The sequence below is a fragment of the Geothrix terrae genome, from assembly GCF_022808775.1.
Lineage (GTDB): Bacteria > Acidobacteriota > Holophagae > Holophagales > Holophagaceae > Geothrix > Geothrix terrae.
On record NZ_JAKZLA010000002.1, the window covers coordinates 38,334 to 52,673 of the forward strand.

At 69.2% G+C, this 14,340-nt stretch carries 14 protein-coding genes; 5 read left to right on the top strand and 9 right to left on the bottom strand.

From position 1 onward, the window contains the following. Positions 1 to 9: 9 nt before the first annotated feature. From MLE42_RS03265 to MLE42_RS03280, 4 genes are read left to right on the top strand one after another with little or no spacing between them, the layout of a single operon-like run. A complete protein-coding gene (locus tag MLE42_RS03265) occupies positions 10 to 1,434 on the top strand; it encodes a TolC family protein (protein ID WP_243286455.1) in 1,425 nt (474 codons plus the stop codon). 11 nt (positions 1,435 to 1,445) lie between these two features. Then, positions 1,446 to 2,558, top strand: coding sequence for an HlyD family secretion protein (locus MLE42_RS03270; protein ID WP_243286456.1), 1,113 nt, complete (start codon positions 1,446 to 1,448; stop codon positions 2,556 to 2,558). Continuing rightward, positions 2,555 to 4,117: a DHA2 family efflux MFS transporter permease subunit gene (locus MLE42_RS03275; protein WP_243286457.1), complete on the top strand. Its 1,563-nt coding sequence runs from the start codon at positions 2,555 to 2,557 to the stop codon at positions 4,115 to 4,117. The genes MLE42_RS03270 and MLE42_RS03275 overlap by 4 nt, the downstream gene beginning before the upstream one ends. A 17-nt stretch (positions 4,118 to 4,134) precedes the next feature. Continuing rightward, positions 4,135 to 4,803, top strand: coding sequence for a c-type cytochrome (locus MLE42_RS03280; protein WP_243286458.1), 669 nt, complete (start codon positions 4,135 to 4,137; stop codon positions 4,801 to 4,803). On the opposite strand, the gene MLE42_RS03285 is transcribed toward MLE42_RS03280, so the two are convergent. The 9 genes from MLE42_RS03285 to MLE42_RS03325 form a co-directional block, all read right to left on the bottom strand. Next, entirely contained in the window at positions 4,790 to 5,311 is a 522-nt protein-coding gene (locus MLE42_RS03285; protein WP_243286459.1) for a ferritin-like domain-containing protein, read from the bottom strand. The two genes, MLE42_RS03280 and MLE42_RS03285, sit on opposite strands and share 14 nt — an antisense overlap. An 11-nt stretch (positions 5,312 to 5,322) precedes the next feature. Beyond that, positions 5,323 to 6,198 (bottom strand): 2-oxoacid:ferredoxin oxidoreductase subunit beta, encoded by an 876-nt coding sequence (locus MLE42_RS03290; protein WP_243286460.1) that lies wholly within the window; start codon positions 6,196 to 6,198, stop codon positions 5,323 to 5,325. Between the two features lie 8 nt (positions 6,199 to 6,206). Beyond that, positions 6,207 to 7,997: a 2-oxoacid:acceptor oxidoreductase subunit alpha gene (locus tag MLE42_RS03295; protein WP_243286461.1), complete on the bottom strand. Its 1,791-nt coding sequence runs from the start codon at positions 7,995 to 7,997 to the stop codon at positions 6,207 to 6,209. Positions 7,998 to 8,155: 158 nt separating this feature from the next. Beyond that, complete coding sequence (gene fabD / locus MLE42_RS03300) at positions 8,156 to 9,094, bottom strand: ACP S-malonyltransferase (RefSeq protein WP_243286462.1); 939 nt, start codon at positions 9,092 to 9,094, stop codon at positions 8,156 to 8,158. Between the two features lie 117 nt (positions 9,095 to 9,211). Next, positions 9,212 to 10,237 (bottom strand): phosphate acyltransferase PlsX, encoded by a 1,026-nt coding sequence (gene plsX, locus MLE42_RS03305; RefSeq protein ID WP_243286463.1) that lies wholly within the window; start codon positions 10,235 to 10,237, stop codon positions 9,212 to 9,214. A 10-nt stretch (positions 10,238 to 10,247) separates the two neighbouring features. Further along, entirely contained in the window at positions 10,248 to 10,433 is a 186-nt protein-coding gene (rpmF, locus tag MLE42_RS03310) for a 50S ribosomal protein L32 (protein ID WP_243286464.1), read from the bottom strand. A 44-nt stretch (positions 10,434 to 10,477) separates the two neighbouring features. After that, positions 10,478 to 11,011: a YceD family protein gene (locus MLE42_RS03315; RefSeq protein WP_243286465.1), complete on the bottom strand. Its 534-nt coding sequence runs from the start codon at positions 11,009 to 11,011 to the stop codon at positions 10,478 to 10,480. Beyond that, a complete protein-coding gene (locus MLE42_RS03320) occupies positions 11,008 to 11,508 on the bottom strand; it encodes a type II secretion system protein (RefSeq protein ID WP_243286466.1) in 501 nt (166 codons plus the stop codon). Before MLE42_RS03320 ends, MLE42_RS03315 begins: the two co-directional genes overlap by 4 nt. An 88-nt stretch (positions 11,509 to 11,596) precedes the next feature. Further along, positions 11,597 to 13,051: a sigma-54-dependent transcriptional regulator gene (locus MLE42_RS03325; protein WP_243286467.1), complete on the bottom strand. Its 1,455-nt coding sequence runs from the start codon at positions 13,049 to 13,051 to the stop codon at positions 11,597 to 11,599. Positions 13,052 to 13,114: 63 nt separating this feature from the next. Here MLE42_RS03325 and MLE42_RS03330 point away from each other — a divergent pair, with 63 nt between their 5' ends. Beyond that, entirely contained in the window at positions 13,115 to 14,233 is a 1,119-nt protein-coding gene (locus MLE42_RS03330) for a glycosyltransferase family 4 protein (RefSeq protein ID WP_243286468.1), read from the top strand. Positions 14,234 to 14,340 lie beyond the last annotated feature (107 nt).

The following is a 14,340-nucleotide window of genomic DNA, read 5'->3' on the forward strand; positions in this document are numbered from 1 at the left end:
GAGGTTCGCATGTCCCGCACCAGCTCCCGGGCCAGCTCCTGGGCCCGCTCCTGGACCATTGGCGCCCCCCGTGCCCTCGGCCGGGGCCGGGTGCTCTCCCTCACCCTGCTGACCGCTGGCACCGCCTGGACCCAGGTTCCTCCTCCCGCCACCTCCTCCACCACGGCGGCGCCGGTCAGCGCCTACCCCACCGTGCAGCTCACGCTGGCCCAGGCCCTCAAGACCGCCCTGGAGCAGAATCCTCGACTGCAGCAGTCGCTCCTGACCATCGCCGAGAGCGGGGATGACCGCCGGGCGGCCGCCGCGGCCCTCATGCCCCAGGTGAGCGCCCAGGCCTTCGGCCAGCGCAACAAGTACAACCTGGACGCGCTGATGGGCCTGCCGCAGCCCGGTGGACCCGAGGTGGTGGGTCCATACAACTGGGGCCAGGTGGGCGTGGAGGCCCAGGTCTCCCTGTTCGACCTCAGCCTCTGGAAGAAGTGGCGGGCCTCCCGCCATGCGGAAGACGCCGCCCGCGCCCAGGGCCGCGCCGTGCGCGAGGAGATCGCCGCCCTGGTGGTGGGCCAGTACCTGCACGCGCTGCGCGCGGCGGCCTCGGTGAAGGCGGGAGAATCCCGCGTGGAGCTGGCGGAAGCCCTGGCCAAGCTGGCCGAGAACCAGCAGAAGCAAGGTGTGGGCACCAGGCTCGATACGCTGCGGTCCCAGGTGCAGCTGCAGACCGAGCGCCAGCGCCTCATCCAGGCCCAGACCCAGCGCACCACCGCCCTGGCCGGCTTGGGCCGGCTGCTGGACCTGACACCCGGAACCCGCATCGAGCTGGCCGACAGCCTCTCGGCGCCCGCCCTGCCCACGGACGGCTTCGAGGCGGCCTACCAGGCCGGCCTGACCCAGCGCCCGGAGCTCGCGGCCCTCGATGCCCGCGAAAAGGCCGCCGAGAACTTGCGCCAGGCCGCCCAGGGCCTCCGTCTGCCCACCCTCGTCGCCAGCGGGACCTACGGCACCACGGGCCTCCAGTCCGAGTCCTGGACCCACACCTACCAGATTTCGCTGGGCCTCCGCGTGCCCCTCTTCACGGGCGGCCTGGTGTCCTCCCATGTGTCCCGCGCCAAGTCCGAGCAGGCCCGCGTGCAGGAAGCACGTCGCGAGGTGCGCGCCCAGGTGGGATACGAAGTCCAGGTGGCGCAGGCCGAGCTGGAAGCCGCGACCCACGAGGTGGAGGTCGCCAACCTCGCCGTGAGCCTGTCCACCGAGGCCCTCACCCAGGCCCGGCACCGGTTCGAAGCCGGCGTGAGCAACAACATCGAAGTGATCAACGCCCAGGACGAGCTGGCCCGCGCGAACGACAACCAGATCAACGCCCTCTACCGCCTCAACCAGTCCCGCGTGGACCTGGCCCGCGCCACCGGCCAGCTTGAACAGACCTTCGCCCGCTGATGGAGACACCCATGAACCAAGATGCTTCCCCCGTGACGGACACCCCCAGCGGCGCCGCAGCCGCCGGCATCTCCAAGGCCATGCGGGCCCTCTTCATCGGCACGCCCATCGTGCTCCTCCTCGGCGGCGGGCTGTGGCTCTACACCCGCAACCGCATGAGCACGGACGACGCCCAGGTGGACGGTCACCTGGTGCCGGTCTCCTGCCGCGTCTACGGCACCGTGGACAAGGTGCTGGTGGAGGACAACCAGGCCGTGAAGGCCGGCGACCCCCTGGTGGTCGTGGATCCCCGCGACATCCAGGCCCGGCTCGACCAGGCCCGGGCGGCCCTGGCCCAGGCCAAGGCCCAGGTCGAAGGCGCCAGGGCCGATCTTGAGCGGGCCCGGGTGGCCTTCCAGCAGGCCAAGGGCTCGGACCTGGAGACGGCCAAGGCCAACCTGGATTCCAAGAAGGCCAGCCTCGACAAAGCGAAGATGGACGTCCAGCGCATGAAGCCCCTGGCGGAACGCGAGGAGATCTCCGCCCAGCAGTTCGACGGCATCCGCACCCAGGCCGAAGTGGCCGACGGCGACTGGCGCGCCGCCCAGCAGAAGCTGGGCTCCCTCCAGCGCGAGGCGGACATCCGCCGCGTGGCCATGGGCGCGGCCGAGGCCCGCCTGGCGTCGGCCCAGGCCCAGGTGGAGCAGGCCCGCGCCGGCCAGGAGGGACTGGAACTGCAGCTCGGGTACACGAAGATCCTGGCGCCGGTGGATGGCGTCGTGACCCGCAAGTTCGTGGAGGCCGGGCAGACCATCCAGCCGGGCCAGGGCCTGATGACGCTGATCCCGCTGCACCAGACCTGGGTGACGGCCAACTTCAAGGAGACCCAGCTCGCGAAGATGAAGCCCGGTCAGGAGGCCGAGGTCAAGGTGGACATGAACGGCATGGTGCTCAAGGGCCACGTGGATTCCATCGCCGGCTCCACCGGCTCGCGCATGAGCCTGCTGCCCCCCGAGAACGCCGTGGGCAACTTCGTGAAGGTCGTCCAGCGCATCCCCGTGAAGATCCACATCGACGAATCCGAAGCTCAGAAGGTCGTCCTGCGCCCTGGCATGAACGTTGAAGCCACGGTGATCGTGAAGTGACTCAGCACCGCCGCATCAACCCCTGGATCATCGCCCTCACGGTGATGATCGCGACCTTCATGGAGGTCCTCGACACCAGCGTGGCGAACGTGGCGCTCCCGCACATCGCGGGGGACCTGTCCGCCACGGTGGAGGAGACCACCTGGGTGCTGACCTCGTACCTGGTGGCCAACGCCGTGGTGCTGCCCCTGGGCGGTTACTTCTCCAGCCTCATGGGCCGCAAGCGGTTCTACCTCACCTGCGTGACCACCTTCACGGTCGCCTCGCTGCTCTGCGGCATCGCACCCTCGCTGGGCTGGCTCATCTTCTTCCGGGTGCTCCAGGGGTTGGGCGGCGGCGGCCTGCAGCCCATCTCCCAGGCCATCCTCGTCGAGACCTTCCCCCACGAGAAGCGCGGCGCCGCCATGGCCGTCTACGGCATGGGCGTGGTGCTGGCACCCATCATCGGGCCGGTGCTGGGCGGCTGGATCACGGACAACTTCAGCTGGCACTGGATCTTTCTCATCAACATCCCCGTGGGCTTCCTGTCCTTCACGCTCACCAGCGCCCTGGTGCAGGACCCCCCGACCTTCCCCCGCATCTCGCTCAAGGAGGGCGCGAAGTTCGACTACTTCGGCATCGGCGTCCTCACCCTGGGCCTGGCCTCGCTGGAGATCGTGCTGGACGAGGGCCAGCGCAAGGACTGGTTCTCCTCGAACTTCATCGTCTTCTTCGCCATCATCGCCGCGGTGGCCCTGGTGTTCGCGGTCCTCTACGAGCTGCGCAAGACGCGGCCCATCGTGGACTTCCGGCTGATGAAGGACCGCACGTTCGCCGTGTCCATCCTCATGCTCTTCGTGCTGGGCTTCGTGCTCTACGGCAGCCTGGCCCTGCTGCCCATCTTCCTCCAGACCCTGCTGGGCTACACGGCCCTGCTGAGCGGCTGGGTGCTGAGCCCCGGCGGCCTGGCCATCATGCTGATGATGCCGGTGGTGGCGATGCTGCTGAAGAAGGTGGACACCCGCTGGCTCATCGGCATCGGCTTCTTCACCTGCGGCCTGGGCCTCATCCAGATGGCGGGCTTCAACCTCCAGGTGGACTTCCGCACGGCCATGTGGTCGCGCGTGGTGCAGAGCCTCGGCTTCGCCTTCCTCTTCATCCCCATCAACGTCTCCGCCTTCCAGCACATCCCCCATGAGAAGACGGCCTACGCCACCGGCCTCATGAACCTGGTGCGCAACATCGGCGGCAGCACGGGCATCGCCCTGGCCACCACCATGCTGGCCCGCCGGTCCCAGGTGCATCAGGCGAACCTCATCGGCCACCTGGCGCCGGGGAACCCGGCCTATCAGGGCTTCCTGGACCGCACCACCCAGCTGGGCGTCCTGCGCGGGGGGCTGTCGCCGGCGGACGCCGCCCACATGGCCCAGGGCGCCGCCTACGGCACCGTGGTGAGGCAATCCACCATGATGGCCTTCGCGGACACCTTCTGGTTCATGGGCATCCTCTGCTTCTGCCTCTTCCCCCTGCTATTCCTCATGCGGCGGAGCCTCGCCAGCGGCGACATGCCCCTGGAGTGAGCGGGTACCATGGGCGGATGTCCCTGCGAACCCTGCCCTCCTCGGAACGCGCCTTCGCCACCTTTGTCGTCCTGGCCCTGGGCGCCTTCCTCGCCGGCGGTCTGGCCTTCGCCGCGAAGCAGGAGCGACCGGCGGCGGCCGCACCCCCGGCCCGGTCCCGCCTGATCACCGTGCTGGAGGGCGTCATGGCGCCCAACACCAACCCCGCGCAGGTCGCGGTCTTCCGGACCTGGGTGCAGGGGGGCGCCACGCGGGAGGGGTTCGCGCCCGTGGAGGCCATCGTCGCCAACAACTGCGCCAGCTGCCACGGTGATGGCGGCCAGTACCCGCGCCTCACGAGCTACGAGGACCTTCGGCCCCTGGCCCTGGAGGAGACCTCGGAGAGCCTCTATGCCACGATCGGCGCCCGCGGCCTGCATCTCGCCGCCTTCCCCCTGGTGTTCCTGGCGGTGGCGGTCCTCTACCTGCGGCGGATCACCTGGCCGGGCCGCCACCTCCTCATGGGGGGCTGCGCGGTGGCCGTGCTGTTCGACGCCACCCTCTGGTGGATGCGCCAGGGCCACCCGGGCACCGCGTGGGCGCCCTGGGTGGCCCTGGGACTGCTGGCCGCGGCCTACCTGGCCGCGGCGGCCTTCGTGCTGATGGAGGTCTGGCGCGGGCCGGACGAGGAGTCTATTGAGCTGTAGGCTCGTCGACGAAATCGTCGTCGGAGAGGCCGCTGTCCGGAGGGAGCTTGGCCAGCTCGGCCTTGACGAGGGCCTGGTGCTGCACCTCCTCGTCGCGGAGCTCTTCGAAGAGGGCGCGGACTCGCGCATCCTTCAGGGCTGGGAGGGCCGCCACGAAGAATGCGTGGGCCTTGACCTCGGAGGCCAGGGCCGCCTTCATGGCCTGGCGCGGGCTCATGAAGGCCCGGGCCTGGTCGTAGTCAGGGGCCTCCACCTCGAAGACCATGGCCCGGGTGATCGTGGGCGTCACACCATCAAACAGCTGGCTCCGGCGATCGGCCAGCTCCTGTCCGTGCTTGGCCTCGTTCACCGCCATGAGGCGGAAGAACCTGGCGGCATCCGGCGTCCGGTGCTGGTCCATCTGCGCTGCGAATTCCTCGTAGCGCTCTTTGGCCTCGTCCTCGATCAGGACCGCCAGATCGAGGGCATCCATCAGGCTCAGGCTGGCGAAATCGATCCGTGCGGCCATGGGGCCTCCCGTCACTTCTTGATGAAGAGATCCAGGATGCGCTCCTTGGGGAGGGCGCCCTGGGACAACTGGGCCTGACGCTCGCGGATCAGGGCGTCATAGGTCGGCGGCGGCTCGGGGTTCTTGTAGAACACGCCGAGGTGCAGCTTCTCGCCGTAGTGCTGGGCCAGGTCCATGGCCGCCAGCCGGTCGGCCGGGTTGTGGCCGATGGCCGCGAGGTTCTCGCTGATGGCCTTGAGGCCCTTGATCTGCTGGGCCTCCTCGCCGTAGGTGACGCAGGGGGACTGGACGTTCACGAAGGCGAAGCCGGGGTAGCGGATGGCCTCCTCGAGGGTGGCGGCCATGCCCGCCAGGTCCGTGGGCGAGGCCTGGGCCACGAAGCCCGCGCCGTAGGCCAGCACGTAGAGGAGCGGATTGACGGGGTTCTCAAGGCTCCCGTAGGGCGAGGTGCAGGTGGTGCGGCCCTTCTGGGAGGTGGGCGAGAGCTGGCCCTTGGTGAGGCCGTAGATCTGGTTGTCCATCACGATGTAGGTGATGTCGATGTTGCGGCGGATCAGGTGGGCGATGTGGCCGCCGCCGATGGAGAAGCCGTCGCCGTCGCCGCCCGCCGCCAGCACCAGCAGGTCGGGGTTGGCCAGCTTGATGCCCTGGGCGATGGGCAGAGCCCGGCCGTGGACAGTGTTGAAGCCGTAGGCCGTGGTGTAGCCCGGGATGCGGCTGGAGCAGCCGATGCCCGAGATGAAGGCGACCTCATGGGGCGGGCGTCCGATGGCGGCCAGGGCGCGGTAGATGCCCTGCACCACGGAGTAGTCGCCGCATCCGGGGCACCAGATGGGCTTCAGGTCGCTCTTGTAGTCCTTCGCTTGGAATTCGCAGGTGGCGCTCATGATCGACCTCACTCCTGGGGCTGAAGCTTGCCCTCGTGGCTGCGCTGCAGCTCCGAGAGGAGATGGTGGAGGGCCGCGACGATCTCGCCGGGCAGGAAGGGGTTCGCGCCGCTGCGGGCCAGGGACTGCAGGCCCTTGGGCAGGTCGAGGTGCATGCGCAGCACCTTGAACGTCTGGGCCAGGTGGGACTGCTCGACCACGAGCCCCTTCTGCACCGAGGCGAAGAAGTCGCGGTAGGTCTGCTCGGCCACCGGGTAGAGCAGGTAGGGCACCATGAGCTTCACGTCCAGGCCTTCGGCCTGGGCCATCTGCAGCGCCTCTCGGCAGACGCCGGCCACGCTGCCCCAGGCCACCAGGGCCAGGGGGGCGTCGGGGTTGCCGGTGATCTCGAAGAGGTCCTTGCGCTCCTTCAGGGGATCCAGCTTCTTGATGCGCTTGTCGTTCATGCGCTGGTGGACGGAGCCGCTGTTCGTGGGCGCGCCGGATTCCACGTGCTCGATGCCGGAGGCCAGGTAGGTGCCGCCCAGCATGCCCGGATGGCTGATGGGGCTGATGTGGTTCTCGGTCTGCTTGAACCGCTTGTAGTCCTGCAGGTCCGCCCCGGTGGGGACCAGGCGGTTGATGATCTTGAACTGGCTGGTGTCGATGGGATCCAGCGTCTCCTTGCGGGAGGCGATCTCCTGGTCGGAGAGGATGATCACCGGCGTCTGGTAGTACTCGGCGATGTTGAAGGCCTCCACGGTGGTGCGGAACATGTCGGCCACGGAGGTGGGGGCTAGCACGGGGCGGATCACGTCGCCGTGGGCGGAGAAGGCCGCCGCGAAGAGGTCGGACTGCTCGGTCTTGGTGGGCAGGCCCGTGGAGGGGCCGCCGCGCTGCACATCGACGATCACGAGCGGCAGCTCGGCGATGCTGGCGAGGCCCATCATCTCGGACTTCAGGGAGAGGCCGGGGCCGCTGGTGGCGGTCATGGCCTTCTTGCCCGCGAAGGAGGCGCCCACCGCGGAGCCGATGCCCGCGATCTCGTCCTCTGCCTGCAGCACGGCGCCGCCGTACTTCCAGACGTGGTTGGTGAAGAACTGCATGATCTCGGTGGAGGGCGTGATCGGGTAGCCGCCGAAGAACTGGCATCCGGCGAAGAGGGCGGCGGCCGCGCACATGTCGTTGCCGTCGGTCAGGAGCTTCACGGCGCCCTTGCTCGAGGAAGGCACGACGGTCATGTCGGCCTTGAGCGGATGGGACTTCGCGAAGGCCACGCCCGCGTCGAAGGCCTTCTGGTTGGCTTCGACGAGCTCCTGGCTCTTCTTGGCCAGCTTCTTCGAGATGCCCTTCATCACGGCTTCGCCGCCGATGCCGAACCAGCCGGCGATGAGGCCCAGCACCACGGTGTTCTTCGCGCGCTCGGTGCCGGCAGTCTCCTTGGCCATGGCGGCGATGGGCACGGCGATGACCTGCAGGGGCGTCACGCCCACCAGGGGGATCTGGTTCTCGGGCACGCCCGTGGCGGCCTCGTAGATCACCACGGTGGTGCCGGCCACGGGGAGCTCGGCGCCGAACTTGAGGAAGTCCTCCCAGTTCAGGGCCACGGCCACGTCCAGGTTGCCGCCGGGGTTCAGGACCGGGTCCGTGCTGATGCGCACGCGGCAGGAGGACTCCCCGCCGCGGATCTGGGAGCCGAAGCTCTTGGTCATCACGCCGTGATAACCCTCCGCCGAAGCAGCCTGGAGAAGGGAGTCGCCGGCAGAGACGATGCCATCGCCTCCTGAACCGGCCATTCCGAAGACAAGATCCTTGCGCATGGGCACCTCGGACTGAGGGTGATGTGCGCAGCACCGGGCCACATTCCGCCGCCCGCCGCCGCCCACTGGAAGACGCAGTGTCGTTCCATCCACCCTACCCCCGGGGGGCATTGCTTTTCATCACACCTTCCCGGCGGGAAGGCCCTGCCATTGCGGTGTCAGCCCAGCTGGGCGAGGTCCTCGGGGGCGCCAAGGCTCAGCGCGGTCACCTCCAGGCCCCGCTCCTTGGCCTGCCGCTTCACCAGGCCCGCCAGGACCTTGCCCGGACCCAGCTCGAAGTAGGAGGTGACGCCCTGGTCCAGCAGCAGGTCCAGGGTGGCCTGCCAGCGCACGGCGCCGGGAATCTGGCGCACCAGGCCATTGCGCAGCGCCTCGGGTTCTGAGATCGCGGCTGCGTCCACGTTGTTCACCAGGGGGCAGATGGGCGCCTTGAACGTCAGGCCCCGCAGGATGGGTTCCATGCGAGCCTGGGCGGGCTCCATGAGGGGCGAATGGAAGGGCGCGCTCACCGGCAGCTTCATGGCCTTGCGCCCGCCGCGGGTCTTGGCGGCCTCCAGGGCCGCGTCCACGGCCTCGGCGTGGCCGGCGATGACGATCTGGCCGGGACCGTTGAAGTTGGCGGGCACCACGATCTTCCCGGTCGCGGCGGCGGCCTCGGCGCAGCTGGCCTCCACATCCGCCTGGCTCATGCCCAGGATGGCCGCCATGGCGCCCACGCCCACGGGCACGGCCTCCTGCATGGCCCGGCCGCGCTCGCGCACGGTGCGGACCGCGTCCTGGAAGCCCAGCGCGCCCAGCGCCACGAGGGCGCTGTACTCGCCCAGGGAATGCCCCGCGGCGAAATCGGGCTTCGGCAGGCGGTGGGCCCAGGCGCGCACCACCATGGTGCTGTGGGTCAGGATGGCGGGCTGCGTGTGCTCCGTCAGCTTCAGCGTGTCTTCCGGCCCCTCGGCCATGAGCTTCGAGATCGGGAAACCCAGGGCCGCGTCCGCGTCCTGGAGGACGGCCCGCGCCGCCGGCTCGGCCTCCGCCAGCGCCACGCCCATGCCCACCGCCTGCGAGCCCTGCCCCGGAAACAGCCACGCCACTTTGCTCATGACAACCTCCAACCTCAAACCTAGAAAACGGATTCACCACGAAGACAGGAAGACCACGAAGGAGAGGGTTTGTTTCGTGGTCTTCCTGTCTTCGTGGTGGATGCTTTTGCCCTTGAATCAGTCCTGAGGCAGGAGCATGGCCACGCGCTCCTGGATGCGCTCGTGGAGACGGTGCTCCGCGGCGCGCAAGGCCGCGCGGATGGCGTTGCGCACGGCCTTGTGGTCGCTGCGCCCATGGCCGATGATGCTCACGCCCTTGACGCCCAGCAGCGGCGCGCCGCCGTACTCCGCGTAATCGAGCTTCTGCTTGAACCGCTTCATGGCGGGCTTCGCGAGAAGGCCCGCCAGCTTGGTGATGGGCGATTCCATGAAGCTGTCCCGCAGGCCGCTGATGATGCCCTCGGCCAGGGCCTCGCTGGACTTCAGCACCACATTGCCCACGAAGCCGTCGCAGGCGATGACGTCGAAGTTGCCGTTCCAGATGTCCCGCCCTTCGGCGTTGCCTTCGAAGCGGATCTCCATCTCGCGGAGCATGGCGGAGGCGTCCTTGGTCACGTCGGTGCCCTTGCCGTCCTCTTCGCCCACGCTGAGGATGCCCACGCGGGGCCGCTCGAGGCCGAGTACTTCCTCGGCGTAGACCGAGCCCATCACGGCGAACTGGGCGATGTGCTCCGCCCGGCAGTCCACGTTGGCGCCCACGTCCAGCAGGACCGTGGGCCCACCCTTCATGTTGGGCATCACGCTGGCCAGGGCCGGCCGGTCCACACCCTCGAGCTTGCCGATGACGAGGCTGGAGGCCACCATGGCCGCCCCCGTGTGGCCCATGGACACCACGCCGTGGGCCCGCCCCTCGCGGACGAGCTGGGCGGCGACACGGATGGAGCTGTCCTTCTTCTCCTTGAGGATGCTGGTGGCCTTGTCCTCCATGACCACGGTCTGGGAGGCATGGACCACTTCCGCGCGGGCCATCAGCTCCGGCGTGAAGCCGTGGCGGGCCAGCTGCGGACGGAGCACCGCCTCATCCCCGACGAGGAGGAGGAAGAGTCCCGGCCAGGCCTGGAGGGCCTCCCGGGCGCCCAGCAGCGTCGCATGGGGAGCGTGGTCGCCCCCCATGACGTCCAATGCGATGCGATGACCGTCCACCGGACGGCTCTTAGGCGTTCTCGGCGACGCGGACGGCCAGCTTGCCGCGGTAGAAGCCGCAGCTGGGGCACACGCGGTGGGGCAGCTTGGGGGTCTGGCAGTTGGGGCAGGTGCTGGCGCTCATGGCCTCCAGCGCGTCGTGGGTGCGCCGGCGGTCGCGGCGGGCCTTGGAATGGCGGCGCTTGGGATTCGGCATGGCTTGCTCCTAGGGGGAAAACGCAAAGTTCCAGGTTAAGGGTTTCAGGATTCCGGGTCCAGCTTGATTCCCGCCAGGGCCTTCGTGAGGGCCTGGTTGAGGGCGGAGGGGGCCTGCGCGGATCCGGTCGGGCACTGGCAGGGGCCCTTGTTCCAGTTCTTGCCGCAGGTGGGGCAGAGCCCCTTGCAGTCCTCGGCGCAGAGGGGGTGCATGGGGGCCTGGAGCTCGAACTGCTCCCGCACCAGCTCGGCCTCGTCCAGCGTGTCCTCCGGCAGGAAGACCACGTCCAGGTCCTGGGAGCCCAGGGTATGGGAGCCGCGGCCCACCAGGTCGGGATCCTTGCTGCCCAGGAACTGGCTCTCCACGGAGATGGGCCGGTCCAGGGGCGCGAGGCAGCGGCTGCAGGCCCCCTGCCATACCGCCTGGCCCTTCACCTCGAGGAAGACATCGCCGTCCGAGGCCAGCGCGAACACCGACCAGGCCAGGTCCCGCAGGGAGACGCCACCCTCCAGCGCCACCGCGTCGGTGGTGCCGTTCAGGCGGAGGCCCTCCAGGGGCAGCTTGTGGAGATCGATCACTTGCCGGCTCCGGTGTCGGCGGCCGGGGCATCCGCCTTGGGCGCCGCCGCGCTGCCCGCCCCGCTGACGGGCGAGGAACCGGTCACCTGGCCGGGGGTCCGGACGATGGGACCGGCGTCCTCCTGGTTGCCAGGGTCGCCGGCGCACTTCAGTTCGTAGGTGGCCCGGCTGGACTTGCCCTCGTAGGGCTGGCCGAAGGGGTCCTGGGCGGCCATGCCCACCTTGATGAGGCTCTCCTTCACCAGCGAGGAGTTGCCGTCCACCATGGCGTCGAAGCTGCCGAAATCGGGGAAGCGGCCGTGCTTGAGGTAGTACTGGTCGAGCCCCTCGGCCACGATCTTGAGGTCGTCCTGGGCCTTGAGGTACCGGGCCTGGGCGGAGTGCTTCTTGTACTGCGAGAAGCCGAGGGTGCCCAGGACGGCGATGATCATCATCGCCACCAGGAGCTCCAGCAGGGAGAATCCGCGGTCTCGTCGGCAGGCGTGGGTCGGGGTCATGGGAGGGTCCGGGGTGAGGGCTCGTCTGCGGCGCATCCGAGCGTTACAGTGTGCCAGAAATGGCTGAAAAAGCAAGGATCCATCGGCATCATGCGTCCTTGCCGCCCTCGGTTCCGCCGCCTTCGTCCACCGGGGCGGGGGGGAAGTCGGCAGGCCAGGGGAAATCCTGGGACAGGGCCTCCAGGCCCCCGAGTTCGGCCAGCCAGTAGCGGTAGGCCCGGAAGCTCATGCCCAGCCGCTTGCCCGCCTTGGTCTTCACTCCGCCCACTTCTTCCAGGGCGCGCTTGAGGAAGTGGCCCTTCAGGGCGTTGATCCAGGCCTCCAGGTCGAAGCCGTCCGGGGGGATGGTCAGGGGAGCCGGGCGCCCCGCGGCTTCGCTGACGCCAGCCTGGCCGAAGCCGTCCGGCAGCAGGTCCCGGGTGATGGGCCCACCGGCGTTGAGCGCCACGCAGCGCTCCATGAGGTTCTCCAGCTCCCGCACGTTGCCCGGGAACCGGTAGGCCAGGAGCTGGGCCATGGTGTCCGCGTGGAGCTGCATGGGCGGCTTGCCCAGCTTCTGGCAGAAGCGGCGGATGAAATGCTCCGCGAGGATGGGCAGATCGTCCAGGCGCTCCCGCAGAGGCGGCAGCTCGATCTGGAGGATGTTCAACCGGTAGAAGAGATCCTCGCGGAAAGCCCCGGATTCGGCCCGGGCCCGCAGATCCCGGTTGGTGGCGGCGATGACGCGCACGTCCACGGGCCGCTCCTCCGTGGCCCCCAGCCGGCGGACCCGCCGTTCCTGCAGGGCCCGCAGCAGCTTCACCTGCAAGGGCAGCGGCATCTCGCCGATCTCGTCCAGGAAGAGGATCCCGCCGCCGGCCTCCTCGAAGAGCCCGCGCTTCATGGCCCCGGCCCCGGTGAAGGCTCCCTTCTCGAAGCCGAACAGCTCGCTTTCCAGCAGGGCCTCGGGCAGGGCCCCGCAGTTCACGGGGATGAAGGGGCCCTTGGCGCGGTCGGAATAGCGGTGGATGAGCCGGGCCACCACCTCTTTGCCCGTACCGCTCTCGCCGGTGAGCAGCACCGTCGTGTCGGCGCGCGAGACCTTGCCGATGAGGGCATTGATCTTCCGCATGGTCGGGCCCACGCCCACCAGCTCTCCCAGATCCTGCGGCAGCGGAGCTTCGGGCTCGGCCGCGGCCAGCAGGCCCTTCAGCGTACCGATGAGCTCTTCGTGCTTGAACGGCTTGGTGATGAAGTCCACGGCGCCCTGATTGAGGGCCTGCACGGTGGTCTCCGTGGTGGCGTAGGCGGTCATGATCACCACCGGCGTCTCCAGGCCCTGCTCCTTCATCCAGGAGAGCAGCTCGATGCCGGAGCCGTCCTTCAGCTTCAGGTCCGAGAGCACGCCGTCGAAGGTGGTCTCCCGGAGGGCCCGCCGCCCCTCCTCGATGCCCGAAGCGGCCTCGCACTTGAAGCCGGCCCCCTCCAAGGCCAGGGTCAGCACCTCCCGAAGGCCGGGTTCGTCCTCCACCAGCAGGATCCGTTGGGTCGAGGCGAGGGACATGGCAACCTGAAGAAGTGACGCGTTAGGTCAGTTACCCTATCTTGAACCCTTTCGTGGAGTCCCGTGAAGCACGTCGTGTTCGCGCACCGGAAACTGTCCTTCGGAGGGGGCGAGCGGGTGCTCCTGGAGCAGGTGGCGGCCCTGGCGGGGCTGCCGGTGAAGGTCAGTGTGATCTTCCGGAAGGAGCCCGGGAAGCGCGATATCGAGCCCGAGCTGCGGCAACGGAATCCGAACGTGGCCGAGGTGCTCCACCTCCCCGGTGCCCTGGGCGCCTTCCGCTGGCTGCGCCGGACCCGGCCGGACCTGCTGGTGCTCTGCAACCACAAGGGGGTGCAGCGGGCCCTGCCCTGGCTGGCGCGGTTCGGCGTGCGCATCCCCACCGTCCTCACCCTGCACGAGCACTACGAGCGCCACCTGCGCAAGTACCGCGGCGTGCGGAACCTCGTGGACCGGTGGATCTGCACCTACGATTTCACCGCGGCGGTACGGCAGCACCTCGGCACCGCCCCGTGCAGCATCATCCACCCCCTGTATCCGCGTGCGGTGGTGGAGCCTGTGGGCGCGGAGGCGAGGCGCACGGCGCGCATCGCGCTGGGCGTACCGGAACACGCGGTGGTGGTAGGGTACGCCGGGCAGATGGATGCCCGGAAGGCGACCGCGGACGTGATCCGGTTCGCCGCCCGGCTGGGAGAGCAGTTGCCAGATCCACTGCACCTGCTGCTGGCGGGCCGGGAAGACCAGGCCTACGCCCAGGAGATCCAGGACGCGCTGGAGGACGAGAGGCTGCTCGACCACTGCACCCGCACGGGCCCGCTCAAGGACCTCTCCCCCGCCTTCGCGGCCCTGGACCTCTACGTCATGACCAGCCGCAACGAGGGATTCTTCCCCCTGGCCCTCATCGAGGCCCTGGAGCGAGGCGTGCCCGTGCTGGCGCCCACCGTGGGCGGCATCGGGACCATGCTGAAGGACGGCGAGGGCGGCTTTCTCATCTCCAAGCCCGACGACCGCAAGGCCATCGAGGACGGCCTGCTTCGCGCCGCCGCCGCCCGGATCGCCCCCCTGCTGGCGGATCCCGCGGCCTGGGAAGCCCAGCGCGCGAAGGCCCACGCCTTCGGCACGGCCCTCACCCGGGACTACGATGCCGCGGCGAAGTTCCGCGATGCGGTGGCGGCATGGCTGTGATCCACCACCACGCCACCTGGGTGCGCTTCCCGCGGTTCGTGGGCGATGACGGGGCCCCCTCCGCGATCGCAAGCCAGAGGCTCCACCTCCGCGAGGAACGAGCGGGA